Annotated in this window: 24 protein-coding genes and 1 tRNA gene; 11 read left to right on the top strand and 14 right to left on the bottom strand. The window is 67.9% G+C overall.

All coding sequences use genetic code 11. From position 1 onward, the window contains the following. Nucleotides 1-225: 225 nt before the first annotated feature. The 3 genes from kynU to EDM04_RS03570 all read right to left on the bottom strand — a co-directional run bounded on the left by kynU (nt 226) and on the right by EDM04_RS03570 (nt 6744). Entirely contained in the window at nt 226-1635 is a 1410-nt protein-coding gene (gene kynU, locus EDM04_RS03580) for a kynureninase (protein WP_123619788.1), read from the bottom strand. A gap of 74 nt (nt 1636-1709) precedes the next feature. Further along, nucleotides 1710-4400 carry a leucine--tRNA ligase gene (gene leuS, locus EDM04_RS03575; protein WP_123619787.1) on the bottom strand — a complete coding sequence of 897 codons (2691 nt, stop codon included), beginning with the start codon at nt 4398-4400 and terminating at the stop codon, nt 1710-1712. Between the two features lie 112 nt (nt 4401-4512). Beyond that, the gene (locus EDM04_RS03570; RefSeq protein ID WP_123619786.1) at nt 4513-6744 is read right to left on the bottom strand and encodes a hypothetical protein; all 2232 of its coding nucleotides are present in this window, start codon (nt 6742-6744) and stop codon (nt 4513-4515) included. Between the two features lie 174 nt (nt 6745-6918). Between EDM04_RS03570 and EDM04_RS03565 the strand changes: the two genes are divergently transcribed. Continuing rightward, nucleotides 6919-7353 carry a hypothetical protein gene (locus EDM04_RS03565; protein ID WP_123619785.1) on the top strand — a complete coding sequence of 145 codons (435 nt, stop codon included), beginning with the start codon at nt 6919-6921 and terminating at the stop codon, nt 7351-7353. Nucleotides 7354-7381: 28 nt separating this feature from the next. Here the strand turns inward: EDM04_RS03565 and EDM04_RS03560 are convergent, their stop codons facing one another. Further along, complete coding sequence (locus EDM04_RS03560) at nt 7382-7795, bottom strand: transcriptional regulator (protein ID WP_123619784.1); 414 nt, start codon at nt 7793-7795, stop codon at nt 7382-7384. A 98-nt stretch (nt 7796-7893) separates the two neighbouring features. Between EDM04_RS03560 and EDM04_RS03555 the strand changes: the two genes are divergently transcribed. Beyond that, the gene (locus tag EDM04_RS03555) at nt 7894-8514 is read left to right on the top strand and encodes a hypothetical protein (protein ID WP_123619783.1); all 621 of its coding nucleotides are present in this window, start codon (nt 7894-7896) and stop codon (nt 8512-8514) included. A 54-nt stretch (nt 8515-8568) separates the two neighbouring features. On the opposite strand, the gene hisE is transcribed toward EDM04_RS03555, so the two are convergent. The 3 genes from hisE to EDM04_RS03540 all read right to left on the bottom strand — a co-directional run bounded on the left by hisE (nt 8569) and on the right by EDM04_RS03540 (nt 9783). Continuing rightward, nucleotides 8569-8916 carry a phosphoribosyl-ATP diphosphatase gene (hisE, locus tag EDM04_RS03550; RefSeq protein WP_123619782.1) on the bottom strand — a complete coding sequence of 116 codons (348 nt, stop codon included), beginning with the start codon at nt 8914-8916 and terminating at the stop codon, nt 8569-8571. Then, on the bottom strand, nt 8913-9506 hold the full coding sequence (gene pdxT / locus EDM04_RS03545) for a pyridoxal 5'-phosphate synthase glutaminase subunit PdxT (protein ID WP_123619781.1): 594 nt from the start codon (nt 9504-9506) through the stop codon (nt 8913-8915). Before pdxT ends, hisE begins: the two co-directional genes overlap by 4 nt. A 112-nt stretch (nt 9507-9618) precedes the next feature. Further along, on the bottom strand, nt 9619-9783 hold the full coding sequence (locus EDM04_RS03540; RefSeq protein ID WP_123619780.1) for a preprotein translocase subunit Sec61beta: 165 nt from the start codon (nt 9781-9783) through the stop codon (nt 9619-9621). Nucleotides 9784-9955: 172 nt separating this feature from the next. Here EDM04_RS03540 and EDM04_RS03535 point away from each other — a divergent pair, with 172 nt between their 5' ends. Together EDM04_RS03535 and EDM04_RS03530 are read left to right on the top strand one after the other, a co-directional pair. Next, nucleotides 9956-10225 carry a co-chaperone YbbN gene (locus tag EDM04_RS03535; protein WP_008002506.1) on the top strand — a complete coding sequence of 90 codons (270 nt, stop codon included), beginning with the start codon at nt 9956-9958 and terminating at the stop codon, nt 10223-10225. A gap of 105 nt (nt 10226-10330) precedes the next feature. After that, nucleotides 10331-10480, top strand: coding sequence for a 50S ribosomal protein L40e (locus tag EDM04_RS03530; protein WP_095635394.1), 150 nt, complete (start codon nt 10331-10333; stop codon nt 10478-10480). Nucleotides 10481-10633: 153 nt separating this feature from the next. Here EDM04_RS03530 and ribB read toward each other — a convergent pair whose 3' ends face one another. Both ribB and EDM04_RS03520 read right to left on the bottom strand, forming a co-directional pair. Next, nucleotides 10634-11344 (bottom strand): 3,4-dihydroxy-2-butanone-4-phosphate synthase, encoded by a 711-nt coding sequence (ribB, locus tag EDM04_RS03525; protein WP_123619779.1) that lies wholly within the window; start codon nt 11342-11344, stop codon nt 10634-10636. Continuing rightward, nucleotides 11344-12099 (bottom strand): DUF120 domain-containing protein, encoded by a 756-nt coding sequence (locus EDM04_RS03520; protein WP_123619778.1) that lies wholly within the window; start codon nt 12097-12099, stop codon nt 11344-11346. Before EDM04_RS03520 ends, ribB begins: the two co-directional genes overlap by 1 nt. Before the next feature lie 280 nt (nt 12100-12379). On the opposite strand from EDM04_RS03520, the gene EDM04_RS03515 reads away from it, so the two are divergent. Beyond that, a tRNA-Ala gene (locus EDM04_RS03515) sits at nt 12380-12451 on the top strand. A 241-nt stretch (nt 12452-12692) separates the two neighbouring features. Here the strand turns inward: EDM04_RS03515 and EDM04_RS03510 are convergent. Continuing rightward, a complete protein-coding gene (locus EDM04_RS03510; RefSeq protein WP_123619777.1) occupies nt 12693-13085 on the bottom strand; it encodes a type II toxin-antitoxin system VapC family toxin in 393 nt (130 codons plus the stop codon). Then, nucleotides 13075-13323, bottom strand: coding sequence for an antitoxin VapB family protein (locus tag EDM04_RS03505; RefSeq protein ID WP_123619776.1), 249 nt, complete (start codon nt 13321-13323; stop codon nt 13075-13077). Before EDM04_RS03505 ends, EDM04_RS03510 begins: the two co-directional genes overlap by 11 nt. 611 nt (nt 13324-13934) lie before the next feature. Here EDM04_RS03505 and EDM04_RS03500 point away from each other — a divergent pair. Further along, entirely contained in the window at nt 13935-15470 is a 1536-nt protein-coding gene (locus EDM04_RS03500) for an FAD-dependent oxidoreductase (protein WP_123619775.1), read from the top strand. Between the two features lie 81 nt (nt 15471-15551). Here EDM04_RS03500 and EDM04_RS03495 read toward each other — a convergent pair whose 3' ends face one another. Together EDM04_RS03495 and EDM04_RS03490 are read right to left on the bottom strand one after the other, a co-directional pair. Then, on the bottom strand, nt 15552-16781 hold the full coding sequence (locus EDM04_RS03495; protein WP_123619774.1) for an RNA-guided endonuclease TnpB family protein: 1230 nt from the start codon (nt 16779-16781) through the stop codon (nt 15552-15554). Nucleotides 16782-17017: 236 nt separating this feature from the next. After that, complete coding sequence (locus EDM04_RS03490; RefSeq protein ID WP_123619773.1) at nt 17018-17161, bottom strand: DUF2080 family transposase-associated protein; 144 nt, start codon at nt 17159-17161, stop codon at nt 17018-17020. A gap of 252 nt (nt 17162-17413) precedes the next feature. On the opposite strand from EDM04_RS03490, the gene EDM04_RS18935 reads away from it, so the two are divergent. From EDM04_RS18935 to EDM04_RS03470, 5 genes are all read left to right on the top strand, one after another. Further along, complete coding sequence (locus EDM04_RS18935; RefSeq protein WP_277424139.1) at nt 17414-17542, top strand: hypothetical protein; 129 nt, start codon at nt 17414-17416, stop codon at nt 17540-17542. Nucleotides 17543-17604: 62 nt separating this feature from the next. Beyond that, complete coding sequence (locus tag EDM04_RS03485) at nt 17605-18195, top strand: MaoC family dehydratase (protein WP_123619772.1); 591 nt, start codon at nt 17605-17607, stop codon at nt 18193-18195. Beyond that, nucleotides 18192-19706, top strand: a complete 1515-nt coding sequence (locus tag EDM04_RS03480) for an acetyl-CoA hydrolase/transferase C-terminal domain-containing protein (protein WP_123619771.1) — start codon at nt 18192-18194, stop codon at nt 19704-19706. The genes EDM04_RS03485 and EDM04_RS03480 overlap by 4 nt, the downstream gene beginning before the upstream one ends. Nucleotides 19707-19860: 154 nt before the next feature. Beyond that, complete coding sequence (locus EDM04_RS03475) at nt 19861-20982, top strand: TAXI family TRAP transporter solute-binding subunit (RefSeq protein ID WP_123619770.1); 1122 nt, start codon at nt 19861-19863, stop codon at nt 20980-20982. A 45-nt stretch (nt 20983-21027) separates the two neighbouring features. Then, a complete protein-coding gene (locus EDM04_RS03470) occupies nt 21028-23346 on the top strand; it encodes a TRAP transporter fused permease subunit (RefSeq protein ID WP_123619769.1) in 2319 nt (772 codons plus the stop codon). Between the two features lie 645 nt (nt 23347-23991). Here EDM04_RS03470 and EDM04_RS03465 read toward each other — a convergent pair. After that, nucleotides 23992-25194 carry an acyl-CoA dehydrogenase family protein gene (locus EDM04_RS03465; RefSeq protein WP_123619768.1) on the bottom strand — a complete coding sequence of 401 codons (1203 nt, stop codon included), beginning with the start codon at nt 25192-25194 and terminating at the stop codon, nt 23992-23994. Nucleotides 25195-25233 lie beyond the last annotated feature (39 nt).

Below are 25233 nucleotides of genomic sequence, written 5' to 3'. Positions count from 1 at the left end.
GCGAGGCGCTTCGCGCCTCTGGAAGCCGGCGGCTTCGCCGCCGGCGACTGCCCCTTTGAGCCCCACCCACCCGCTCAGCACCGCACCTCACACCTCCCCAGCCTCGCGGTTCGCGCTCTGCGAGCGCTCACCGCGTCCCTCGCGCGTGCTCCTCGCGGCCGCCCTCGGGCGGCCACTCGGAGGCACGCGCCACCGCACATCCCTTATAAGCAGTCGCTCGCGTCGCTACGTCACGCCGCCCTCGCTCACCGTGTACTTTTCGTGCGCGCCGCTGTCGAGGATCGCCTCGATCTCGTCGACGACTTCGAGGGCGTCGGCGAAGGATGTGTACGGCGCGGCCGGACACACGCGGACCACGTTCGGCGGCCGGAAGTCGACGACCACGCCGCGGTCGGTGAGCGCCGCGCTCAGTCGCTCCGCGTCGGCGTGTTCGAGGGCGACGTGACCGCCGCGAGCCGCGTGCTCGCGCGGGGTCCCGACCGAGACCTCCGGGAGTCGGTCGTCGACGAGGGCGATCAGGAAGTCCGTGAGCGCGAGCGATTTCTCTCGGAGGCGGTCGATCCCGGCCTCCCGAAGGAGTTCGACCGACCCCTCCAGGGGCGCGGCCGCGAGCAGCGGCGGGGTTCCGATCTGCCACGCGCCCGCCGAGTCGGCCGGGGTGTACTCCATGTGCATCTCGAACTGGGTCGCCTTCTCGTGGCCCCACCACCCCGCCAGCGCGGGCGTGAGCCCGTGGTGCCGCTCCGCGACGTACAGCGCGCCGACGGATCCGGGACCGGCGTTGAGGTACTTGTAGGTGCACCACACCGCGAAGTCGACGCCGGCCTCGTCGAACTCGTGGGGCACCGCCCCCGCGGAGTGGGCCGCGTCGAACCCCGCGAACGCCCCCGCCTCGTGGGCTGCCTCGGCGATCCGCGCCACGTCGAACAGCTGGCCGGAGCGGTACAGCGCGGTCGGCATGAAAACGATCCCGACGTCGTCGTGCGCCGCCAGCGCGGCCTCGACGTCTCGGGGATCGATCGTCCGCCCGTCTCGACTCTCGACCGCCCGGAGCTTCTCCTCGGGGTCGATCCCGCGCTGCCGGAGCTGCGCGCGGATCGCGTAGTGGTCGGAGGGGAAGTCGAGTTCGTTGACGAGGACCGCGGGGTCGACGTCGGGGTCTCCCCCCGGCGCCCACGTCCCGTCCGCGGCCGCGATCCCCTCGCGCTCCGGGCCGTTCCCCGCCAGTAGCTCGTCGAGGAAGGTGCCGATCAGCGTGTGGACGTTGACGGTGATCGAGTTGCCGACGACGACCTCCGAGGGGTCGGCGCCAACGAGTGGCGCGAGCGCGTCGCCGAGCCGCTCGCCGACCTCGAACCACGGCGGGTCGGCGTCGGTCCACCCCGAGATCAACATGTCCCGCCACTCGTCGACGACGCGGTCGAGGCTCGCGAGGGCCGCATCGCTGGCGGGGCCGAGCGAGTTGCCGTCCATGTAGAGAACGCCGTCCGGCACGTGATACCGGTCTGCGAACCCGGAAAGCGGGTCGGCGTCGTCGAGGCGGGCGGCGAGGATCGGGGGGTCGGAATCCGCCTCCTCACCCGCGAGTCCCTCCCCGTCGAGGGCGTCGCGGGCGGGAGCGTAGGGGTCGTCCATACGCGATCGGACGCCGCCGCCGACTAATCGCTTCCGGGGTCGGGTGATACACTTAAAAGACCAGCCGAGAGCCGCTACTCGACGATGTCGATCGCGGGCCGTCCCGGCTCGGCCTTCCGAACCACCGAATCGTCGGCGTCCGCGGCGCGCTCGACGCGGACCGGGGCGTCGAACTCGCGCTCGATCAGCCACGAGGCCGCGCGCAGCGCGTCGTACTCCTCGTCGCCCGACAGCGTCTCCTGCAGCGCCTCGCGGTTGGCCTGCAGGTCCTGCCCGTACGAGGCCGCGTCGTCGCCCCGCTCCCGGATGTGGCTCTCCCCCATCAGCTCCGAAATGAGGTTGTCGGCGTCGCTGTCGATCGCGATTTCCAGCGCGTCGAACTTCCAGTCCGGCGCGACGACCACGTCGATCCGCTCGGGGTCCTCGATGCCGGCGACCTCGACGATGTCGCGCACGTCCTCGCGGGTGTTCTCGACCAGTCGGCGGCGGCGCTCGACCGTCTCGCGGTCGACCGTCGCGGTCGGCCAGTCCGCCTCGACGACGAACCCGTCGCGGTCCAGCGTCGCCCACAGCTCCTCGGCGAGGTGCGGGACGACCGGCGCGAGGAGGCGGACGGCGACGTCCAGCCCGCGCTCGTAGGTCTCCGGGTGCGGCTCGGCGTGGCCCCGGTAGCTCCGGAGCGTTCCCACGAGGTCCTGCGCCTCGCGCAGCGCGACGTTGAAGGTGAGGTCGTCGTACTCCCCGCCCGCGATGGCGACGGCGGCGTCGATCTCGTCGGCGACGTAGTCGTCGATTTCGTCGCGGTCGGGCGCGTCGCGGTCGTCCGTGTCGTCCTTGTCCCAGAACATGAACTGCCGCTTGTGCTCCTCGACGAGATCGGTCAGCCGGGCCAGGAACCGGTGCGTCGACCTGACGCCCTCCTCGGACCAGTCGAAGTCGCGCTCGGGCTGGGCCGCCTGCATCATGAACAGCCGGGCCGTGTCGGCGCCGTACTCCTCGACGATGCGCTGCGGGGAGACGGTGTTCCCCACCGACTTCGACATCTTCTCGCCCTCCAGCTGGACCATCCCCTGCGCCAGCAGGTTCGTGAACGGCTCGCGGTGCTCCAGTCCCTCCTCGTCGGCCAGCACCTTGGTGACGAACCGCGAGTACAGCAGGTGCATCACGGCGTGCTCGATGCCGCCGACGTACTGGTCGACCGGCATCCAGTCGTTCGCGCGGTCCAGATCGAAGGGCGCGTCGTCCAGTCCCGGCGAGACGTAGCGCAGGAAGTACCACGAGGAGTCGACGAACGTGTCCATCGTGTCCGTCTCGCGGGTGGCCGGCCCGCCGCACTCCGGACAGGTCGTCTGCTTCCACTCCTCGGCGGCGTCAAGCGGGTTCCCGGTCGTGTTGATGAACTCCGGCAGCTCGACCGGCAGGTCCGCCTCGGGCACCAGCACCGAGCCGCAGTCGTCGCAGTGGACGACCGGGATCGGGGTCCCCCAGTAGCGCTGGCGGGAGATCCCCCAGTCGCGCAGGCGGTACTGGGTGGTCGCCTCGGCGCTCTCGATGTCCTCGGTCAGTCGCTCGCGGGCCGTCTCGCTGGCGAGGCCGCTGTACTCGCCGGAGTCGATCACGACGCCGTCGTCGGTGAACGCCGCCTCGCTCACGTCGGGCGCGTCCGGGACCGTCTCGCCGTCCCAGTCGTCGGGCTCCGGGGCGATCACCGGTTTGATCTCGACGCCCATCTTCTCGGCGAACGCGTGGTCGCGCTCGTCGTGGCCGGGCACCGCCATCAGCGCGCCCGTCCCCACGTCCGAGAGGACGAAGTCGGCGACGAAGACCGGGATCTCCTCGCCCGTGGCCGGGTTGGTGGCGGTGAGCCCGGTCGCGACGCCGTTCGGCTCGTCGCCCTCGGGGTCGGCCTCCTCCTCGACGAACCGGCGCACGTCCTCGTTTTCGGCGGCCAGCTCCTCGCTGATCGGGTGATCCGGCGCGAGCGCGAAGAACGTCGCGCCGTGGATCGTGTCGATCCGCGTCGTGAACGCCGTGACGGAACCGTGCCCCTCGACGGCAAACTCGACCTCGCTACCGTGCTGGCGGCCGATCCAGTTGCGCTGCATCTGGCGCACGGAGTCGGGCCATCCCTCCAGCCCGTCGATCGCGTCGATCAGCTCGTCGGCGTACTCCGTAATCGACAGGAACCATTGGTCCAGATCCCGAGTCTCGACGGGGGTATCACAGCGCCAACACAGCTCGTCGTCGCCCTCCACCTGCTCGTCGGCGAGGACGGTCTCGCAGGAGGGACACCAGTTCACCTCGGCGTCGCGGCGCTCGATGAGCCCCGCCTCGTGGAACCGCCGGAACAGCCACTGGTTCCACCGGTAGTACTCGGGGGTACAGGTGGTGATCTCGCGGTCCCAGTCGTAGCCGAACCCCATCGACTTCATCTGTCCCCGCATCGTGTCGATGCAGTCGAAGGTCCAGTCACGGGGGTTCGTGTCGCGCTCCTTGGCGGCGTTCTCGGCCGGAAGCCCGAACGCGTCCCACCCCATCGGGTGGAGCACGTCGTCGCCGCACATTCGGCGGTACCGGGCGTACGCGTCCGTGATCGTGTAGTTGCGGACGTGGCCCATGTGGAGCTTCCCGGACGGGTACGGGTACATCCCCAGCACGTAGGTGGGATCGTCCACCTCGTCCGGCGTGCGATACACGGAGGCGTCGTCCCACGCCTCCTGCCACCGTTTCTCGACCGCGGTGTGGTCGTAGCCCTCCTGAGACATCTGCTTATATACTCGTGGTCGGGTCGGCGTCGTATAGCTTTCCATCCACTGGTGCGGCGTGGCACACCCTCCCGTAGGCGGTGATCGGACCGGGGAAAAGCGGTCGCGCGCCTTACAGCTTCCCCGCGTTCCGCGCCTGCTCGACCCGCCGCGTCGCCTGTTCGACCCGCCTGTCGGTCGCGTTCGCGAGGCCGGGCGGGAGCCCGTCTCGCGCCGCCTCGAGCCGCTCCCGGATCCGGGCGATCCGACCGAGCACGTTCTCCAGTTGGCGCTCGGTCCCCTCGCCGTCACCCTCGCGGGCGCGCTCCTCGGCCCGCTCCGCCTGATCGACCGCGGCGGCGAGGGCGCGTTCGAGGCCGTTCACCGCGTTCGACGGGCCGCCCTCGGAGCCACCGGAGCTTCCGTCGTCATCGTCGTCATCGCTATCGCCGTCATCGCTATCGCCGTCATCATCGCCGCCTCCCCCGTCGCCGCCGCCCTCGGCCGCCGCGGCCGCGACCTCCGCCCGGGTCTCCTCGGCCACGTCGGCGACGAAGCCGGCGAGCGACGCCGCGCCGGTCTCCGGGCGGTCGATCCGGATCGGTTCTTCCGTGTCGGGGGATCCCGAGTCCGGATTCACCCGGTACGCGCCCACCTCGTCGTCGGCGTCGCGCACCTCGGTCGTGTACGCGCCGCCCGCGTGGACGTACACGGCGTCGCTCCCGTCGACCGCCGAGTCGTAGATCCGGCCGGCGAAGTCGTCCTCGATCGCCGTACGGGCCACGTCGACGTCGCTCTCGGCGTCCGACAGCTCCACCTTCGTCGCGTTCTCGCGGGCGACGAGGGGGATCTCGCCGTCGACGCCCGCGGTCGTCACGGGCTCGTCTCCGGAGACCGTCAGCTCCTCGCTGTGCGGCGCCTGCCCCGCGCCGTTGACCGTGAGCCGGTGGTCGCCCTCGGGGATCCCGTTCGCGACCGCGACCCCGCCGGCGAACGTCGGGACCGCTTCCGGGTCGCTCTCGATCAGGACGAACGACTCGGTGACCGCCTCGGTGGTCGTCAGCCCCTCGCCGTCGGGGGCGTCGTCGCTCTCGGTCGCCCGGGTGACGCGGGCGACGACCCCGTCGAGTTCGGCCGTCGCGGCGTCGCCGAACGACTCCTCGTCGGCGATGGCGTCGTACCGCGCGGCGAGCTCCGACCGGTGGTTGCCGGCGGTCACGTCGAGCGCGGGGTTCTCGTAGCGCGGCTGCTCCCACGGGACGCCCGTGGTCGTGATGTGGCCGGCGACGGCGTCCTCGACCGCCTCCGGAACCGCGAACTCGAAGCTCAGCTGGGGACCGGTGAACGCCGAGATGTCCTCCAGCTCGGCGGTCTCGACGAGCTCGTACCCGATCACTGCCTCGGCGGTCTCGTCCGCGACCGCCTCGTCGTCGTCTCGGTCGCGGTGCCGGAAGGCGATCCCCGTCTCCCGGAGCGGGAGGTCGGTCGGCGGCGAGCGCAGCGCGTCGAGCGACCGGACCGTGAGCGCGCCGTCGACCAGCGACTCGGGAGTGACCGAAGGAAGGTCCGGGTGGTCGTAGATCGGCGCGCCCTCGTACTCGGGGACGACGAACGGGAGCCGCGCTCCCTCGTCGCGGGGGAGCCCGTAGGCGATCGGGACCCCGAGGAGGTCCTCGACCGTGTCGATCGTCTTATTCGTGATGTCCGCGAGCAGTCCCTCCTCGCCGACGCGCTGGAACCGGTCGAGGTTCTCGTTGACCGAGAGCGTGCTGGAGTGCGAGCCGAGCTCGGAGAGGATCCGCGGGACGGCGTCGGGATCCGGGTCGAGAAACTCGTTGTTCGGCACGCTGCGGGAGTGCGAGCTGGCGACGTACAGCTGCGGGTCGCCGGTGTCGAGGTCGACGAAGACGTGGAGCACCTCCCAGTCGTGCCAGTGGAAGTTGGCGGTGAACTGGTCGAACGCGGAGTACAGCCAGAACTGGACGACCGCGAGCGGGGAGTCCTCGTACCGGACCCCGTTGTAGAAGACGGTCGGGTTCGGCGGCTCGCCCGCCTCGTCGTACCGCTCGTGGTAGCCGTCGAACGCCTTGAACCCGTCGACGACCGTCTCGCCGTCCTCCTCGACGGTGTACGGCCGCGGGTCGGTGGGGAACCACGGCTCCGCGGAATCGAAGTACAGCGTCGGCGCGAACCGGGCCACGAGCTCGTCGAGCGTGTCCGGATCGAGGCCGCCCGTCTCGGCGTCGCTCGGCATCGAGTCGGACCCGGAGCCGGAACAGCCCGCGACCGCGGCGCTCCCGGCCCCCGCGAGCGCGCCGAGGACGGTCCGCCGGTCGACGGTTCGGCGGTCGGATCTCTCAGTCACGCCGGCCCTCCGCGGGGCCGCACGCGGACGCGGCTCGGTCGTGTGCGCGGTTCCAGAACCATTTCTCAGTGTAACAACCACACCGGCGAATAAGTCTTCTGACGGAGAACGAACACAGTCGCCGATCGGGACCGCGGCCGAAGGTATTTGCGGCCGGACGCGCGACTCCCCGGTATGGACGGTAAGAAAGCCCTCTCCTACGGCGCGATCGCGGTCGCGGTCTTCATCGGCGTCAGCGTCGTCGTCTCCGTGGTTTGGTGGTTCCTGAGTCTCATGTGGGCGATCCTCTCCGGGATCGTCTCGCTCGCCGTGTTCGCCGGCATCGTCTACGCCCTCTATAGGGCCGGTGCGTGGCTGTTCGGCGGCGACGACGCCGGCTACTTCGCGAGCGACTCCCTCGGTGGGTCGCGGTCGTCCTCGACATCGACCGCGTCCGCCGCTGACGCTTCGGAGAGCCGGCGAGACCGGCTCCGCCGGCAGTACGTCGAGGGACAGATCAGCGAGGCGGAGTTCGAGCGGCGGATCGCGAGCGAGCTGGAGACCGGGGAGCGCGACGACATCGACCGGGAGCTCGACGATATCAATCGGGAACTCGAACGGGAGCGGTAGCGCGTCAGTCCGCAGGAGAGACCGCCGATCAGTATTCCTCGGACCCGTCGTACATCTCACCGAACTCGCGCTCTCCGCGGATCAGCTCGTCGATTCCGTCGGTGAGCGTCACCTCACCGAACACGGTCGCCCGGTAGTACGCGTACAGCCCGTCTTGACCTCGATCGGTTCGCTGACGCTTCTCGACGAGTCCGACGTCAACAAGCTTGTTGAGGTGGTAATGGAGCGTGCTGTCGTCGATGTCGATCGCCGCTTCCAGTTCCTTGGGGCTCATCTCTCCCCCGTGGACGAGACGGTAAAGGATCTCGTAACGGGTTCGGTGCCCCACGGCGGCGTGCATCGCGAGGTACTCGTCGAGGCTGAGGACGCTCTCCTCCGGCAGGAGATCAGACGGGTCCTCGGGGAACTCTCCACCGACGGTTCGCGTATCGTTCGTCGACATCTTATCGAGCGATTCGTTCCCATTCAGCTTAGTCTTTCTCAAGCCGAGATTTCTCAAAAACTCGCCTTTTTATATATTATACTGCACAAATCGTTTGCATGAGCGTTGAGATAACCCGCGATCTGATCGTCGATCGGTTGGGTCGCGTCCGGCACGACAAGTTTCTGTTTTATCTGATGGGACCTTATAAATCGTTCAATCTCAATTACTTCCTTGACGAACGGGAACGGCGCGAGATCGACACGGCTGACCTCCCCGGACCGCTGCGTCGTCTGTTTCGAAGCAAAGACGAGGTCGATGCGGCACAGGCTCTCCTCCGCCGTTTGCAGGGAGAACTTCGGGTCCGCCCCGGAGTCAACGCGTTTCTCGCCCTCGATGTCGACGTGGATATCGACACCGTCGACGCGGCGACACAGAGCATCGAGTTCGCTCGACACAGCAACGCGACGGCGTTCGCACTGCCGTTTCTCGGACACAATTTCGGTGTCGGAGAGGAGGCCGGAAGCATCCTCGAAGCGCTCTCCGAGACACACGGCGACCGGCTGATCTTCGTCCACGAGGACAACGTCACGAGCGCGATGATCCGCTCGGCGAGCGTTCGGTGGGACGTGCGCGTCGAAACGTACGAGACGGAGGCCGAACTCGCGTCGAAGCTCCGAATATTCGTCGGCGAGATCATGCACAGAGAGCGCCGTGGCGAACTCGATCGACCGGAGTGAATTTTCGGCCGAACTGACAGATCCGAGTCGCGTCGTGTCGACAGCCTGCGGTGTTTAAAAACGCTCCCGAAGCTCCTCGCGCAGGTCGTCGAGGTCGAGGTCCTTCATCGCGAACAGCACCAGCAGATGGTAGACGAGGTCGGCGCTCTCGTAGGTGAGCTCGTCGAGGTCGTCGTCCTTCGCCGCGAGGATCGCCTCCGTTGACTCCTCGCCGATCTTCTCTAAGACGGCGTTCTCGCCCTTCTCGTGGGTGAACAGCGAGGCGGTGTACGAGTCTTCCGGGAGTTCCGCCTTCCGCGACTCGATGGTGGCGAACAGCTCGTCGAGGACGGCCTCGGAGGGGACTTCCCGATCTTCCGACACTTCGCCGTTTCCGTCACCGCCCGCGTCCGGGTCGCTCACGCGACCACCTCCCGCTCGGGGAAGAAGGCGAGGTCGTGGAGCCGCGGATCGTCGGTGAGCTCCGGGTGGAACGCGGTGGCGACGACGGGGCCGTCCCGGACCGCGACCGGGTGACCCTCGACGGTCGCGAGCGTCTCGACGCCTGCGCCCACCTCGTCGATGAGCGGTGCGCGGATGAAAACGGCGTGGAACGGGTCGTCGAGCCCCGTCACGGGTATCTTCGCCTCGAAGGAGTCCTTCTGCCTGCCGAACGCGTTGCGGTCGACGGAGACGTCGACGACGCCGAGCGCGTCGACCCGGTCGTCCTTCGCGTCCCGTGAGCACACGATGAGCCCCGCGCAGGTGGCCAGCACTGGCTTCCCGCTCGCGACGTGGTCGCGGATCTCCTCGTCGATTCCCTCCCGGCGGATCAGCCGCGAGATGGTCGTCGACTCCCCGCCCGGCATGAGGAGCACGTCGCAGTCGGGGACGATCCCCGCGTCCCGGACCTCGACCACGTCTGCGGGCTCGCCGTGGGCGGCCGCGGCGCTCTCGACGGCGGCGGCGTGTTCGGCAACGTCCCCCTGGACGGCGATGACGCCTGCTTGCATAGGGATCGGTGGGTGGGGGACGGGCAAAAAGGGCGCGCTACGGTGCGGGCGAAGCGGGGCGCTGACGACGGCGATGGAGCGGCGAGAGGAACCGGAACTCGGGTCGGCCGACCTACGCGACCGTCAGCGAGAGGATCTGGACGAACACGCCGAAGAGGACGCAGAACGCGAGGACGGTCTTGGGATCCATCGCGATCGCGTTCCGGTCCTGCGTGTCGAAGTAGCGGACGAGCCCCGCGCTGGACATCAGCCCGCCGGAGTTGGAACCACTGCTCATACCCGACGATGCGCTTCGCGGCGTTCTAAACGTTTCGTTCGACGTCGACGCCGCGGATCCCCGGAGCGGCGAGTCCGGAGCGGCAAGTTCGGATCGACCGCCACGGTTCGCGTCGCCGCGTGCACAAGTGGGAAACCCTTATGCGCCGCCCGGCGGTAGATTACGCCGGATAATGACTGTTCGACTGCTGGATTTTCACGCTGACTGGTGCGGCCCGTGTAAGACGCAGGACCCGATTCTGGAGGAGATCCAGGAGGACCTCGGCGACGCCTTCGAGCTGCAGAAGGTGAACGTCGACGAGGAGCAGGACGTCGCCAACCAGTACCAGGTGCGATCGCTGCCGACCCTCATCATCGAGAACGACGACGGCGTCGTCGACCGGTTCGTCGGCGTCACCCAGCGCGAGGACATCGAGGCTGCGCTCTCCGAAGCCGGCGCGTAACGGCAACATACCGCGGGCACTCGGGGCGGCTGCGACCCTCGACGACGACCGACCCGGCCCGCCGCGTCTCGCAACCTTTTACAGCGTCGGCCCGACAGTAGCGGTATGGCCAGTTTCGACGCCGCGGAACGCCGCAACCTCGACCGACACATCTGCATGCGCTGTAACGCCCGCAACTCCCCGGACGCGAACCGCTGCCGCAAGTGCGGTTACACGAAGCTTCGCCCCAAGGCGAAGGAACGCCGCGCGGCGTAGATCGGTCGCCGATCACCCCCTTCGTTTCTCCTGCAGATCACTCCCGCAGAGCCATCGGTGCGGGCCGATCGAGGTCCGAACTGATCGAGGATCGAACTGTGCGAACTCGGCAGTATTTAAAATGCCGCTCCGAAGCCGCGCGCTCGCCGGCGGCTACGCGAGCGCCTCGACGAGCGCCGCGCCCTCCACGTAGGGGATTCCGCGCCGGCGGGCGTACGCCTCGGCGTCCGCGGGCGCCAACGCGGCGCCGGTCTCGTCGTCGAGCATTTCACAGACCACGGCGGCGGGGGCGGCGTCGACCGCCGCCGCCATCGCGAGCCCGAGCTCCGTGTGGCCCGTCCGCCCGCGAAGCCCGTCGCGAGCGCCCCGGAGCACGTGGACGTGGCCGGGCGCACGGAACTCCGCGGCGAAGTCGTCGGGACCGTAGTTCCCCGGGTCGGCGTCGGCCGCCGCGGCCGCGTTCCCGAGCTCGACGATCGTCAGCGCGCGGTCCTCGTCGGTGATCCCGGTGAACGTCTCGCGGTGGTTCACGGGGAGGGAGAAGGAGGAGCGGTCGTCGTACTCGGGGTCGTCGTCGACCGCGGGGTGGTCGAGCGCGTCCGCGAGGAACGGGAGCCCGAACGCGTCGCCGACGGCGTCGCTCACGGCCACGCAGATCAGCCCGCCCGCGTCGTTGCGCATGTGCGCGACCGCCGCCTCGTCGACGGCGCCGGCCGGGTAGACGATGTCCGTCTCGCCCTCGCGGTCCGCGAAGTCGTGGACGCAGACCGGGTCGCCCGCGCGAAACGCGTCGAGGGCGCGCCGGACGGAGTCGGCGTCGGAATCGGGGACCGCCTCGGCGTCGACGTCGGTGTCGGCGCGCATCAGGCGACCTCCGTCGTCTCCGCCGCCGCGTCGTCCTCGGGCGCGTCGGCCCGGCTCGTGGCGGCCACCCGGACCTCGACCGCGTCGCCGTCGTCGAGGTCGAGCGCGTCGCGGAGCCGCTCGGGGGCGATCAGCTCGAGCTGGTCGTCGTCGTGGTGGGTCCGGTCCGGGACGATCGCGTGGACCTCCTCGTAGCGCTCGTCGCCCGCGACGAGGGTGACGCCGTAACACGAGGCCGCGCCGTAGGTGCGGTCCTCGCCCTCCCACGCGTCGATCGGGACCGCGTCGATGCCGGTCATCTCGCCGCGCCGGCGGACGCTCTCCTCGGTCAGGTCGACGTTGAGCGTGCCCGGGAACGGCTCGTAGCCAAGCCGCGCGCGGAACTGCTCGGCGTAGCCGGACAGGGTGATGTAGTGGCGCCCCTCGCCCATCCCGCCGGTGACCGCGCCGCGGAGCACCAGCTCCACGTCGGTCTCGAACAGCCGGCGGTAGTCGGCGTACTCGGCGCGGAGGGCCGCCTCGCCCGCGTCGGTGACGCGCACCCACTGGCCGTCGCCGACCACGTCGCGCTCGATGTACCCCGCGGACTCGAGCGTCTGGAGCCGCCGCGAGGCGGTCTGCGTCGAGGCGTCGAGCCGGTCGCCGAGGGCCGCACACGACACCTTCGTCTCGGTCAGGCCGCCGACGAGCCCGACGTGTTTCAGGGCCGCGATCGCGGCCGGGTCGGGGTCCGCCGTCGACGTCGCTTCTGCCATGTCCGGATCTGGGCCGCCCGTACGCAAAAGGGTAACGGATGTGAGATGCGTCCCAAAAACGTTAATCGGGTTGGGAGTGGGGAGCGTCGAGGACGCCCCCGAAGTTACTGAAAGTCGTGCGGCCTCGTACCTAACCCCATCGGTATCGGCGGTCGTCGTCGCAAGCTATGACGGCGGCAGTCAGGTGTGCCTGAGAGGTCGAGCCGGCGTGAGAGAATCACCCGCGTGCGGGTCGCCGAAAGGTAAGGTACAAATACGAACGGCGATTGGTTCCGGGTGCGGGCTCGTAGATCAGCGGCAGATCGCTTCCTTCGCAAGGAAGAGGCCCGGGGTTCAAATCCCCGCGAGTCCATAGCAGTCCTACGTTCTCGCGAAGGTACCCAGACGGCAAGAAGAGGAGCCGTCAGTCCGGTTTTAGATAGAAGAAGAGCGGAAAGAAGAAGATCCGCGATCCGAGTGAAAGAGGCGGCCGCATCATCCCCTCGCCGTCCCGCGAAGGAAATGCGAGGTGGTGAGGTGTGAGAAGAGCCGGCGCCCGGTCGACGGCGACGCCGACCGTAAGCGCGCGCCGTTTACGCGACGCTCTCGGCGTCTCAGTACTCGCGCACCTCTACGTCTGGGATCCGGTTGAAGTCCTTCGGGTTCCCGGTGATGATCGGCTCGTCGTGCCGTATCGCCGTCGCCGCGATTTTGACGTCGCCCTGTCCGGCTCGACTGCCCTCGCGCCGGAGCTGCCCGTCGATCCGTCCGGCGTGTTTCGCAACGCCTTCAGTGAAGTCGATGACGGGGCGCGATCGCAGGACGGCTCGGATGTTCTCGACTTCTCGAAAGGCGTTCTCCGAGTAGCCGACGCCGACGTATAGCTCGTAAACGACCTGTGTCGGAACTTTCTGGGGAACGTTGCTGCGCTCGATGCCGCGTGCGGCCTCAACCGCCGCCTCGTCGCCGTTCATCAGATCGATGAGAAATGACGAATCAAGTATCATCGACACCGTCGAACCGGTCGACCAACTCGTCAACCTCACGCGTGCCGGCCTCGTCCGACTCCTCGATAGCGCGCCGGAACTCGTCGGCCTCCTCGTCGCTCAGGATGCCGGCCAGATCGAGCAGGGACGACCCGCCGATCAGCCGTTCAACGGTCTCGGAGAACGTCTCACCCGGTCGCTTCTCGCTCTTGATGCGCTCGTAAACGTCCTCGTCGAGCCGAACGTTTCGGGTGCTCATTGTGTATACGTCGTATACGAGCGAACTTGAAACTTCCTCCGAGAAAGGACTAGGCGAACTGCTTCGTTTCCGGGTCCGTGTGCTCGTCCATCACGTCGTCGACGCCCACGCTCGCAAGGAGGGAGGCCACACCGTCACAGCGGGGCGGTCACGCCGTGAGGGCGACCAGATCCCGAGCGAAGGACGGCGTCGATCGGACCTGTCGCACCGGGCGGCACGCTGACGGAACGCGACCCACGAGAACGCGGTCCACCGGGCGGGCGTCTGGCTCGACTGGTGCGAGGAGACGGGCGTCCGCGATCTCAACGACCTCACCGGCCGCGACCTGTCGGACTTCGCCGCGCGGCGCCGGTCCGCGATATCGGAGCGCCTGCGGCTCGGAGGTCTCGACGCGAGTCGAGCGGCGACGGCTCGAACCCGGTCGCGACACCTCCGCGCGGATTCGCGTCACGTACCGGTCCGGACCCGAAACCTCGCCTTATACGCCCGACAGCGACGCGGTCGGTCGGACGAGACGACGGCGCTCTCCCACGGAACGGCGTCCCGTATCGGGTTCCGTAACGCGGTATAACCACTCGGTAGCTTTCGGGGCCAGCGCCGAAGGAACCGCCATGAGTGAACGCGGAGCACGGCCGCCGGAGTCGCTGTGGCTGGCGACGACGGAGGCGACGGACTACGACCCCCTCGAGGGCGGACTGGAGGTCGATACGGCCGTCGTCGGCGGCGGGATCACCGGCCTGACCGCGGCGCTCCAGCTGGTCGAGGCCGGGCAGACGGTGGCCGTCATCGAGGCCGACCGGATCGTCACGGGCGCGACGGGGTACACGACGGCCAAGGTCACCTCTCAGCACGGGCTGATCTACGACGACCTGCTGTCGACGTTCGGGCGGGAGAAGGCCCGGCAGTACGCCGCCGCCAACGAGGCGGCCATCGACGAGGTCGAGACGCGGGTCGGGGAGTTGGGGATCGACTGCGACTTCGAGCGTCGCCCCGCCTACACCTACGCGGCGGAGGACGGCGACCTCGACGCGGTCCGGGCGGAGGCCGAGGCCGCGGCCGCGCTCGGGCTACCGGCGGAGGTCGTCGAAGCGACCGAGCTCCCGTTCGACGTTCCGGGGGCGGTCCGGTTCGACGATCAGGCGCAGTTCCATCCCCGGTCGTACCTGCTGGCGATCGCCGAGGAGGTCCGCGGCGACGGGAGTTACGTCCTCGAGGAGACGCGGGCCCGCGACGTCGACCCCGGCTCCCCGTGCGAGGTGGAGACCTCCCGGGGCGCGGTCGTCGCCGACGACGTGATCGTCGCCACCCAGTTTCCCTTCTTCGACCGGAACGGCTACTTCGCGCGGATGCACCCGAAACAGGCGTACCTGCTCGCGGTCCGGATCGACGGGACGCCGCCGAGGGGGATGTACTACGGCGCGGGCTCGCCGCCGTGGACGCTGCGTTCGCACCCGGTCGAGGGCGAGGACCTGCTGCTCGTCGGCGGGCAGGGCCACGAGACCGGCGAGAACGACCCGCCGACGTCGGAGCGGTATCGACGCTGCGAGTCGTTCGCGCGGGAGCACTTCGACGTGGAGTCCGTCGAGTACCGGTGGTCGACGCACGACTACTACTCGGTCGACCGCGTCCCCTTCGTCGGCCCGCTCGGCCCGACGACGGAGAACGTCTACGTGGGCACGGGGTTCGGCGGGTGGGGGATGACCGGCGGGACGGCGGCGGGGCTGATCCTCTCGGAGCTCGTGCGCGCCGGCGCCCACCCGTGGGCCGACGTCTTCGATCCGCTCCGCGTGGCGCCTCGGGCCTCCGCGAAGCGGTTCGTGCGGGAGAACGCCGACACCGCGGGTCACTTCGTGGGCGACTGGGCGGACGCGCTGCGCTCGTCCGCCGACCTCCCCTCGGTCGGCGAGGCGACGGTGATCCGCGAGGGCGGCCGGCCCTACGGGGTCTATCGCGACGGGGACGGCCGCGTCCACGGCGTCTCGGCGGTCTGTCCGCACATGAAGTGCGTGCTCCGCTGGAACGACGCCGAGCGCACCTGGGACTGCCCCTGTCACGGCTCGCGGTTCACCCACGAGGGCGAGGTCCTCTCCGGGCCGGCCGTGGACGACCTGCCCAGGCGCCCACCGAACGCCGATCGAGACGGGTAACTGATAAGCGACCGCGAGACGCCCCTCGTCGCCGTCGAGCAGTCGGTCTCGTTCCGTTGAAAGCGAGTGAACTGCCCTACCCTATTCGCTCACGGCTGACGCCGTTCGCTCTTTGAGAGTGGGGCTTCCTGTTTCCACGACGCGCTTTGCAGACACAACGGTGTCTACAGGGAGCTTAGTCTCCACAGGCGTTGATTCGGAGTGAACCACTCCTACGTCTTCGAGGCCGCGAGAAAGGATATTCCACGCCGCATTTGCATCCCTGTCTGCCTCGAACCCACACGAGGGACACGAGTGTTCGCGCACCCACAGCGGCTTGTCTGTCTTGACACCACACGACGCGCACTCCTTCGTCGTACCGCGCGGATTCACGGCGACGAAGTGCGTTCCTTCACGCTCGCACTTGTATTCGAGCATCCGCAGGAACGTCCCCCACGCCGCACCTGCTCGATTCCGTGAGTTACCGGGGAGTTCCACCAGTCCCTTCGCATCCAAGTCCTCGACCGCCACAAGGTCGTATTCTCTCGCGTAGTGGTTCGACAACTTGTGAAGGAAGTCGCGTCGCTTTCGCTTGAGATCGGCGTGTCGTTCGGCCACAACTCGGCGCTGTCTCTTCCAATTCGCAGAGCCGTGTTCCTTGCGTGAGAGGTCGCGTTGGGCGCGTTCGAGCCGTTCGCGCTCGTCGCTGAAGTCGGGGCTTTCGATGGCGTACCCATCGGTGTCATGGGCGTACTTGAGAATCCCTACGTCGATACCAACGACCTTCTCGGGCGTTTCTGGTTTTTCAGGCGTGGCTTCCTCCACGTCGATGCCAAACGTGGCGTACCATTCACCCGTCGGTTCTCGTTTGACCGTGACCTGTTTGATGGTCGCGTTCTCAGGAATGTCGCGGTGGAGGTGAATCGGAACCTCACCGATTTTGCTCAACCACAATACGGGCCGACCACTCGTATTCTTGAGTTTGAAGCCGGACTGGTTGTAGGTGAGCGACCGATACTCCCGAGGGGGTTTCCACTTGAGCATTCCCACGGCGCGTCCGTTCTCCTTCTGTGCTTTGAGCGTGGAGAGATTGTCGTAGACGCGCTTGACGACCATTTGGAGAACTTTCGAGTGAACGTCCCCGAGGTCGCCCCACCACGATTTGAGGTCGGGGAGCTGCCCCTGCACCTCGTAGCGGGCGGGAATGTCATCTTCCTCGTTGAGCAGGTAGAGGACGTGGTTGTAGAGTTGCCTACAAGTATCGATGTGGGACAGAAGCGTCTCGGCGACGGGTTCCGGCGGGTCGAGTCGATACTTGTAGTTGTATTGCATAGCCTATTCGTCATTCGTCTTTAGTTAAGCTTGAGAGTGATACAATTCTCAAAAGTATGCTTGTCAGTATTAGAGGCGGGAGAAGATACAGATGAGACACCAGTACTGGCGAGATCGAGCGATAAGTAACCATCACAAACGCCCTTCTATTGCCGTAGCTGGTGTGGCTAGGCCGTATTTGGGCGAAAACCACGGCTACCGAGTATTACTGATAGTATTAACTAAAGACGGATGGCCTATTCGTCTGAGTCGGAGACGCGGACAACTTTCACGTCGGCCCCGCGCCAGCGTTTCGGGACGATGACGTGGGCGCTATTTCCCGACGGTTTTGCCGTTCCATTGAGGACTTCCTCGCCTTCGATTTCAAATCTATCCATCATCTGTGTATATACTTTGGATAGACATAAAGATAGGGGTGGTCCTGTGGGCCGAGTGTCGCGGGTGTATGAGAACCGTGCGGCGTTGACGAGACGCGCAGCGTCTCGTTCGCACACCAGAAATCTCTGATTTCTGGGGACGCTGTATCCCCTCCCTACTGCGCTACTCGGTCGCGTCGCTTCCTGCGTTGCTCCTTGAGGAAGGGAACTTAGCGCTTAATTACAGTTAAATACCCTCGGCGAATTGGTCGGGACATGGGCATCTCCGAGTTCCTTGAGGGCCAGAACCTCACGCACCGCCAGATGGGGGCCATCATGATCGGGTGGATCCTGCTCGTCGTGATCATCTCCGTCGGGCTGTTGCTGTACACGTCGGCGTTGTAGCCGATCCGGCGGACGGGGCCGCGAACGCAACCCTCTTTTAGCCGTTCGTTGTCTGAGGGCGTATGGCACGCGACAGCGGCGCACGCGACGACGAGGACGACGAGGGGGAGGGAGATCGCCGGCTCGTCGGCGGTTGGGAGGGGCGCTACTACGAGGACTTCGAGGTCGGCGACGTGTACAAACACCCGTACGGCCGGACCGTGACCGAGACGGACAACGTCTGGTTCACGAACCTCTCGATGAACCTCAACCCGATGCACTTCAACGAGGCGTACGCCGCCGAGACGGAGTTCGGCGAGCGCCTCGTCGACGGCACCTTCGTCATCGCGCTGGCGGTCGGGATGAGCGTCATCGACGTGAGCGCCAACGCGACCGCGAACCTCGGCTACGACGACATCCGCCACCACGCCCCCGTCTTCCACGGGGACACGCTGTTCGCGGAGTCGGAGGTGCTCGAAAAGCGAGAGTCCTCCTCGCGCGACCACGTCGGCATCGTCACCACCGAGCTGCGCGCGTACAATCAGAACGACGAGCTGGTGCTCTCCTTGGAGCGCACGCCGATGGTGCTCAAGCGGTCGCACGCCGAACCGAGCGCGGCGCGGCCGACGGGTTGGCCCGAGGGGATCGGCACTCAGCCGGAGGACCTGGAGTGACGCCGCCCCCATCCGGTCCCGCGGCTCCGACGCCCGAGGACCCGGTCCCGGAGCGGCGGCTCGGGGGCGACCTCCCGTTGGCGTCGCCCGCGGAGGCCGCCGCGCTCGTGCCCGAGACCGCGACGCTGCTCGTCTCCGGGTTCGGCGGCGTCGGGTACCCCAAGCTCGTCCCCGAGGCGCTGGCGGCGGCCGACGGCGAGCGGGATCTCACGGTCGTCTCCGGCGGCGGCGTCGGCGACGAGATCGACCGGGCGCTCGTGAAGTCGGGCGACATGGCCCGCCGGTACCCGTTCGTCCCGAACGAGACCTCGCGGGCGGCCGCCAACGACGGCCGGATCGAGTTCCACGACCGCCACATCTCGCGGCTCGCCGACGAGGTGCGCTTCGGGGGAATCCGCGCCGGCATGCGGGGCGAGACCGTCGCGGTCGTCGAGGCGGTCGCGGTCGGCCCCGACTGGCTCGTTCCCTCGACGTCGATCGGCCACACCCCCGCGTACGTCGGCGCGGCCGACCGCGTGATCGTCGAGGTGAACCGCGCACAGCCCGTCGAGCTCGCCCGCGTCCACGACGTGCACGTCCGCGACGACCCGCCGAACCGGAGCCCGATCCCCCTCGACGATCCGCTCGGCGAGACGGACGGGCCGGCGGTCCGGTTCGACCCCGCGAAGCTCGCGGCCGTCGTCGAGACCGACCGCGCGGACGACCCCTACGAGTTCCGCGAGGTCTCCGCCACCGACGAGGCTATCGCCGACAACCTCGGCGGATTCTTAGAGGTCGAACTCGACCGCAACCCCCTGTTCGACGAGGCGGCGAACCTCCAGTTCGGCGTCGGGAGCCTCGGGAACGCCCTGATGGGCGCGCTGGCGGACGTCGACTTCGGCGACCGCCCGGTGTCGTACGTGGGCGAGGTCGTGCAGGACGGCCTCCTCGACATGCTCGACGCGGGCGATCTCCGGGGCGCGAGCGCGACCTCGCTGGCGCTGTCGGCGGAGGGGCAGGAACGGCTCTTCGACGACGTGGAGCGCTACGCCGAGGACGTGGTGTTGCGGCCGGCGGACGTCTCGAACGCGCCGGAGCTGATCGACCGGTTCGGCGTCGTCGGGGTGAACAGCGCGGTGGAGGTCGACCTGTACGGCAACGTGAACGCCACCCACATCGGCGGCACCCGCGTCGTCAACGGGATCGGCGGCGGCGGGGACTTCGCGCGCAACTGCCGGCTGGGGATCGTCGCGCTGCCGTCGACGGCGGTCGGCGGCGACGTGTCCCGGATCGTACCGCTGACGCCGCACGTCGACCACACGGAACACGACGCGAGCGTGATCGTCACGGAACACGGCGTCGCCGACCTCCGCGGACTCTCGCCGCGGGAGCGGGCCGAGGCGCTCGTGGCGGTGGCCGACCCGTCCTTCCGCGACGACCTCGACGCGTACCGCGAGCGGGCCGCGGGCGGTGGCGGCAACACGCCGCACGATCTCGAGACGGCGTTCTCGTGGAAACGAGGTGACAACTAACAGCCCGTTTCAGAAGGTTTCACACAGTGAATCGGAGAAATAACGGAGGATTGACTCGGTCCCTAGTGAGTACAGTCAAATCGACCGGCGGCGGCGGTGAAATTCTCCCCTCCTACGACACGCTTTTATTAATCGACGTGTAGGGCTGAGCTACATGATAGATGGTGACAAGACGACGCGGCGCGACGTAGTAAAAGGTGCGGCGACGCTCGGCACAGTCGGACTGGCCGGCTGTTCCGGAAACGGCGGTGACGGTTCGGACGGCTCGGACGGCTCGGACGGCTCGGACGGTTCGGACGGTAGCGACGGCGGCGACGGCGGCGACGGCGGCGGAGACGTAACGATCACGATCGGCGGCACGTCGACCGGCAGCTCGACGCAGGCGGCCGGACAGGCCCTCGCCCGCGCGGCACAGCAGCACAGCGACTTCCTCAACATCTCCGTCCAGGAGACGCAGGGCTGGACCGCGAACCTCTACGAGTACGACAGCGGGCAGATCCCGGCGATGGGCGTCGACAACAACTCGCTGGCGAAGGCGCTCAACGAGGAGGGGCCGTTCGCGGAGGACCCGGTTGACACCCTCCCGAACCAGGGATTCCTGTTCACGTCGCTGCAGATTCACTGGGTCGGGCTCGACGACAGCGACGTCGAGTCGGTCGCCGACCTCCGCGAGGGGGGCTACACGATCTATCCGATCCAGCCCGGGTTCGGGACGCGACTGCTCACCGAGGAGATCCTCCAGGAGGCCGGCATGTGGGAGCCGAACGAGATCCTCAACGTGGACACGGGCGACATCCCGGGCGCCGTCGAGGAGGGGCGCGTCGACGCGCTCTGTCTGTACGGCGCCAACGGCGTCAACCTCTCCGGTTGGTGTCAGGAGGTGGACGTGCGTAGCGGCGGCGGTCTGAACCTGCTGGAGGTCGACGACGAGTTCCGCCAGGTCATCGAGGACCACCCCGGCGCGATCTTAGAGGAGATCGAGCCGTACGGGTACGAGCAGGAGGTCACCGCCTACACCGACACGATGACGACGTGGTCGCTGGCCGGTCAGTGGGCGTTCAGCCCGGACATCCCGGCGCGGGCGACCGAAGAGGTCTGCCGGCTCGCCATGGAGCACGAGGACACGCTCCGCGAGTCCGACCCGACGACCCTCGAGTACTCGCCCGAGGCGATGACGCAGACGGTCATCCCGGAGATCGACATCCACGCCGGCGTCGCGAACTTCTTCGAGGAGAACGACGTCTGGGACGACTCCTGGAGCCGCGGCGACGAGTAGTACCGGCCGCCTGACTACCCGAACACCTCCCATATTTCACGACGGATGGCCACCAATCCCGACAATACGACCGATCCGATAGACCCGTCCGAGGACCCGGACGCGGGACTGCTCGATGACCAGGTATCGCTGGAACTCGCTCCCGACGACCGCGGTCGCAAACAGCTCTGGCTGTACCTCCTCTCGCTCCCGTTCTGGTTCCTCGTCATCTTCCTGCCGACGCTGATCGTCCCGAACTTCCTGTCGGGGGCGTACGGCGCCGCGCTGCCTTCGCTCCTGTTCGACGATCCGGCGGGACTCGCGACCGCGCTCGAAGAGTCGGCGACCACGATCCTCGGAGTCGGCGCCGCGCTCGGCGTCGCGGGGGTGTCGGTTCTCATCCTCCGGCTCGGGTCCGGGATCGAAGAGCGGCTCCGGATGGCGCTCATCTCCTTTTCGATCCCGTTCTGGATGATCGTGATGTGGTACTCGTACACCCAGCTGATGCCCCGCGGGCAGTACGCGGTCGCGTTCCTCGGCGGCATCCTCGGGCTGTACGTGATCTCGGAGCTCGACGACCCGCTCATCGAGCGTAACTGGGGCGAGGTGGCGCTGCTGATCGGGTCCGGGCTCGTCTCGCTGGGCACCAGCGGGTACCTCTTCGTGAACTACCAGGAGGTCGCGGTCTCCACGGTCGGACGCGCGTCCGAGCCGCAGCTCGCGATGGCGTTCGCGTTCACGCTCGCGATGATCTACCTGACGTGGCGGTCGTTCGGAATCACCTTCCTCGCGGTCGTCCTCATCGGGATCGGCTACGGGTTCGCCGGTCCGTTCATGCCCGGCGCGCTGAGCCACGGCGGGCTCTCCGGCACGCGCATGCTCCGGATCCTCGTGGTGAGCGTCGACGGGTTCTACGGGTTCCTCACGCGCCTCGTGGCGGCGTGGATCGCCCTCTTCCTCCTGTACGCCGGGCTGTTGAAGGCGTACGGCGCGTTCGACCTGATCCTCCGGCTCGCGGTGCGCTCGGCGAAGTACGTCGACTCGGGCATCGCCCAGACCGCCGTGGTCGCCAGCGCGGTCATCGGCTCGGTCAACGGGAGCCAGACCGCCAACGCCGGGATGACCGGCTCGTTCACGATCCCGCTGATGAAGGAGAACGGGATCAAACCGGAGACCGCCGGCGGTATCGAGGCGGTCGCCTCCACGTCCGGACAGGTGCTCCCGCCCGTGATGGGGGCCGGCGCGTTCATCATGGCGTCGCTCATCACCGGGATCACCTACGTCGACGTCATCGTCGCCGGGCTGATCCCGGCGGCCATCCTCGTCGTCTCCATCGTCATCGCGGTTCACTACGTGGCCGCCCCGCAGATCGAGAACCCCGAGATGAAGGGACTCATCGGCGACAAGATGGACCGGCGCACGATGGCGCTGGAGTCGGTGAAGTACGGGGTTCCGCTCCTCATCCTGATCTACATCCTCGGTGTCCTGCAGTACACCGTGATGACCGCCGCGCTGTACACGGCGGTGTCGATGATCGCCTTCGGGATCGGGATCCCCCAGGTCCAGGCGGCGCTCGACGGCGAGAGCAACAAGGAGGCGCTGTTCGAGACCTTAGAGCAGACGGTAGACGGGTTCCGAGAGGGCGTCATCGTCGTCGCGCCGGTGACTATCATCCTCGCGGCGATCAACGGCGTCGTCGACATCCTGATGGCGACCGGCGTTCCGACGGCGATCTCGCTCACCCTGCTCGACCTGTCGGGCGGGATCCCGATCGTCGCGTTCGTGCTGGCGATGATCATCTGTATCATCCTCGGGCTCGGGATGCCGACGACCGCGGCGTACACCGTGGTCGCGCTACTGGTCGCGCCGACGCTCATCAGCCAGTTCCTCGTTCCGGAGCTCGCGGCGCACTTCTTCGTGTTCTACGCCGCGATCCTGGCCGGGCTGACGCCGCCGATCGCGACGTGTGTCGCGGTCACCTGCGGCATCTCCGGCGGCGGGTTCTGGGGCAGTTGTAAGGAGGCGCTGCGGATCTCCGCGCCGTTGTTCGTCCTCCCGTTCGCCTTCGTCTACCACCCGGAGCTCGTCTCCGGGACGTTCGACTACGCGTCGCTGTCGGCCGGGGCGATCGCGATGGTCGGCGCGCTGGCGATCATCCACGGGATCAACTACCGGTTCGTCTTCGGCCGCGGCCAGACGTACGGGCTCCGCGTGGCCTTCTTCGTCGCCGGCGTAGTGGCGATGGTCCACCCGACACAGATCGTGCAGGTCGGTGCGCTCGCGGCCGTCGGCGCACTGTACGCCCTACAGATCGCCGTCGGGCGGCCGAACCCGCTCGGCGCCATCCGCGGGGCGGCCGGCATGCTTCCCGGCCGGAAGCAGTAGCGGGCGAAAGCGGCAGCGGGCGCTTTCGTCGCTCGATCGTCAGGCGAGAGAGGAGTTCGACGCCGTCGCGATCCGCTTCTTTGGCGGTCTCCTCTCGCGAAACAGCCCTTGATCGATGGCGGGAGTGGGTATAGCACATTGGTTGATCGGTTGTTTATAAGCGATCGAGTGGTGTTGCTGGCGGCTGTTTATAAGTGATCGACGGTATTGCGGTGAAGACCTGCAAAGCCCCAGCCGCTGTGGACGGCGCACGCTCGCCGCGCGCCTCACTCGGTCGCGTTGCTCCCTCGTTGCGGTGCTCGCGTCGCCTGCGCCGTCCACAGCGGCTGCCCCTTTGAGTCCCACCCGACCGCTCAGCACCGCAGCCTCACACCTCCCCAGCCTCGTCGCTGGCGGCGATAGCCGCCAGCGACTCCCTCGCGCGTGCTCCTCGCGGCCTGTCGGCCGCTCGGAGGCACGCAGGGAGGCGCAACGCGCCTCTTGCAGCCGGCGGCTCTGCCGCCGGCGACGCCACCGCCTGTCATTTATAAGCGATCGTCGCTGTCGCTCGTAGCTCGTTTAAGTACTGTTTCGCCGCCACCGATCTGCAATACTCACTCCCGGTATCGTTCGTCGACGGGTCGATATCGAACGGAAGCGGGTGAGTCAGTACGACCGCGGGAGCCCGAGCACGCGCTCGCCGAGGTAGTTCAAGGCGAGCTGCTGGGTCACCGGGACGAGCCGGGTCAGCCGCGCCTCGCGGAAGTACCGTTCCACGTCGTACTCGCGGGCGACGCCGAAGCCGCCGTGCGTCTGGACCGCGGCGTCGGCCGCGTCGAACGCGGCCTCGGCCGCGAGGTACTTCGCGACGTTCGCCTCGGCGCCGGCCTCGGTCCGGTCGAGGTCGTCGAGCCGGTCGGCCGCGTCGTAGATCACCTTCTTCGCGGCGAGTAAGTCGGCGTACGCCTCCGCGAGCGGGTGCTGGATCGCCTGGTTGGCGCCGATCGGACCGCCGAACACCTCGCGCTCGTTGGCGTAGTCGATCCCGCTTTCCAGCGCCGTCTCGCCGAGCCCCAGACACTCCGCGGCGATCACCAGCCGCTCCTCGTTGAGCCCGTCGAGCATCTGATAGAACCCCTCGCCCTCCTCGCCGACGAGGTTCCGCGCCGGGACGTGCACGTCGTCGAAGTAGAGCTGGTAGGAGTGGACCGCCCGGCTCGCCGTCTTCGGAATGCGCTCGATCTCCAGCCCGTCGGCGTAGGCGTCCTCCAGGTCGACGAGGATCATCGAGATGCCGCGCGTGCGCTTCTCGACCTCCTCGCGTGGGGTCGTCCGCGCCATCAACAGCAGGTAGTCGCTGTCCTCGACCCGCGAGATCCACACCTTCTCGCCGTTGATCACGTACTCGTCGCCGTCGCGTCGTGCTCGAGTCTCCATCGCCGTCGAGTCGGAGCCCGCGTTCGGCTCGGTCAGCCCGAACGCCTGAATCGTCTCCTCGCCCGCGGCGACCTTCGGAAGCAGCTCCTCCTTCAGCTCCTCGTCGGCGTACTTCACGATGGGGACGGAGTTGTAGATCCCGCCGTGGATCGACTGGGGCGCCGCGAACCCGCCGCCGCTGGCCGCGATCTCCTCCATCATCACGACCGCCTCGCTGGTCGACATCCCGACGCCCCCGTACTCCTCTGGGATCAGCATGCCGAGCCAGCCGTCGGCCGCGAGCCGGTCGACGAACTCCTGCGGATAGGTGGCCGTGCGGTCGCGCTCCCGCCAGTACTCGTCGTCGAACTCCGAACAGAGGTCGCGGACGCTCCGCCGAACGAGCGCCTGCCGTTCGGTGAGATCGACCGAGTCGCGCCAGTCTCGTGGCATGCGCCCACGTGGGCTACGGCGTCGCATAAGGGTTAGCGT

This window comes from Halorubrum sp. CSM-61 (assembly GCF_003781945.1).
Classification (GTDB): Archaea; Halobacteriota; Halobacteria; order Halobacteriales; family Haloferacaceae; genus Halorubrum.
Note: the sequence above shows the minus strand (reverse complement) of the source record. Positions and strands in the feature narration are given on the sequence as shown.

What these genes read in the sequence shown, in the direction of transcription:
- EDM04_RS03490 (WP_123619773.1), bottom strand. Translation starts at nt 17,161, where the DNA reads ATGATGGATAGATTTGAAATCGAAGGCGAGGAAGTCCTCAATGGAACG.
- pdxT (WP_123619781.1), bottom strand. Translation starts at nt 9,506, where the DNA reads ATGCAAGCAGGCGTCATCGCCGTCCAGGGGGACGTTGCCGAACACGCC.
- kynU (WP_123619788.1), bottom strand. Translation starts at nt 1,635, where the DNA reads ATGGACGACCCCTACGCTCCCGCCCGCGACGCCCTCGACGGGGAGGGA.
- EDM04_RS03485 (WP_123619772.1), top strand. Translation starts at nt 17,605, where the DNA reads ATGGCACGCGACAGCGGCGCACGCGACGACGAGGACGACGAGGGGGAG.
- EDM04_RS03475 (WP_123619770.1), top strand. Translation starts at nt 19,861, where the DNA reads ATGATAGATGGTGACAAGACGACGCGGCGCGACGTAGTAAAAGGTGCG.
- EDM04_RS03510 (WP_123619777.1), bottom strand. Translation starts at nt 13,085, where the DNA reads ATGATACTTGATTCGTCATTTCTCATCGATCTGATGAACGGCGACGAG.
- EDM04_RS03535 (WP_008002506.1), top strand. Translation starts at nt 9,956, where the DNA reads ATGACTGTTCGACTGCTGGATTTTCACGCTGACTGGTGCGGCCCGTGT.
- EDM04_RS03505 (WP_123619776.1), bottom strand. Translation starts at nt 13,323, where the DNA reads ATGAGCACCCGAAACGTTCGGCTCGACGAGGACGTTTACGAGCGCATC.
- ribB (WP_123619779.1), bottom strand. Translation starts at nt 11,344, where the DNA reads ATGCGCGCCGACACCGACGTCGACGCCGAGGCGGTCCCCGATTCCGAC.
- EDM04_RS03560 (WP_123619784.1), bottom strand. Translation starts at nt 7,795, where the DNA reads ATGTCGACGAACGATACGCGAACCGTCGGTGGAGAGTTCCCCGAGGAC.
- EDM04_RS03555 (WP_123619783.1), top strand. Translation starts at nt 7,894, where the DNA reads ATGAGCGTTGAGATAACCCGCGATCTGATCGTCGATCGGTTGGGTCGC.
- EDM04_RS03500 (WP_123619775.1), top strand. Translation starts at nt 13,935, where the DNA reads ATGAGTGAACGCGGAGCACGGCCGCCGGAGTCGCTGTGGCTGGCGACG.
- EDM04_RS03465 (WP_123619768.1), bottom strand. Translation starts at nt 25,194, where the DNA reads ATGCCACGAGACTGGCGCGACTCGGTCGATCTCACCGAACGGCAGGCG.
- EDM04_RS03470 (WP_123619769.1), top strand. Translation starts at nt 21,028, where the DNA reads ATGGCCACCAATCCCGACAATACGACCGATCCGATAGACCCGTCCGAG.
- EDM04_RS03495 (WP_123619774.1), bottom strand. Translation starts at nt 16,781, where the DNA reads ATGCAATACAACTACAAGTATCGACTCGACCCGCCGGAACCCGTCGCC.
- EDM04_RS18935 (WP_277424139.1), top strand. Translation starts at nt 17,414, where the DNA reads ATGGGCATCTCCGAGTTCCTTGAGGGCCAGAACCTCACGCACCGCCAG.
- EDM04_RS03540 (WP_123619780.1), bottom strand. Translation starts at nt 9,783, where the DNA reads ATGAGCAGTGGTTCCAACTCCGGCGGGCTGATGTCCAGCGCGGGGCTC.
- EDM04_RS03520 (WP_123619778.1), bottom strand. Translation starts at nt 12,099, where the DNA reads ATGGCAGAAGCGACGTCGACGGCGGACCCCGACCCGGCCGCGATCGCG.
- EDM04_RS03530 (WP_095635394.1), top strand. Translation starts at nt 10,331, where the DNA reads ATGGCCAGTTTCGACGCCGCGGAACGCCGCAACCTCGACCGACACATC.
- leuS (WP_123619787.1), bottom strand. Translation starts at nt 4,400, where the DNA reads ATGTCTCAGGAGGGCTACGACCACACCGCGGTCGAGAAACGGTGGCAG.
- EDM04_RS03565 (WP_123619785.1), top strand. Translation starts at nt 6,919, where the DNA reads ATGGACGGTAAGAAAGCCCTCTCCTACGGCGCGATCGCGGTCGCGGTC.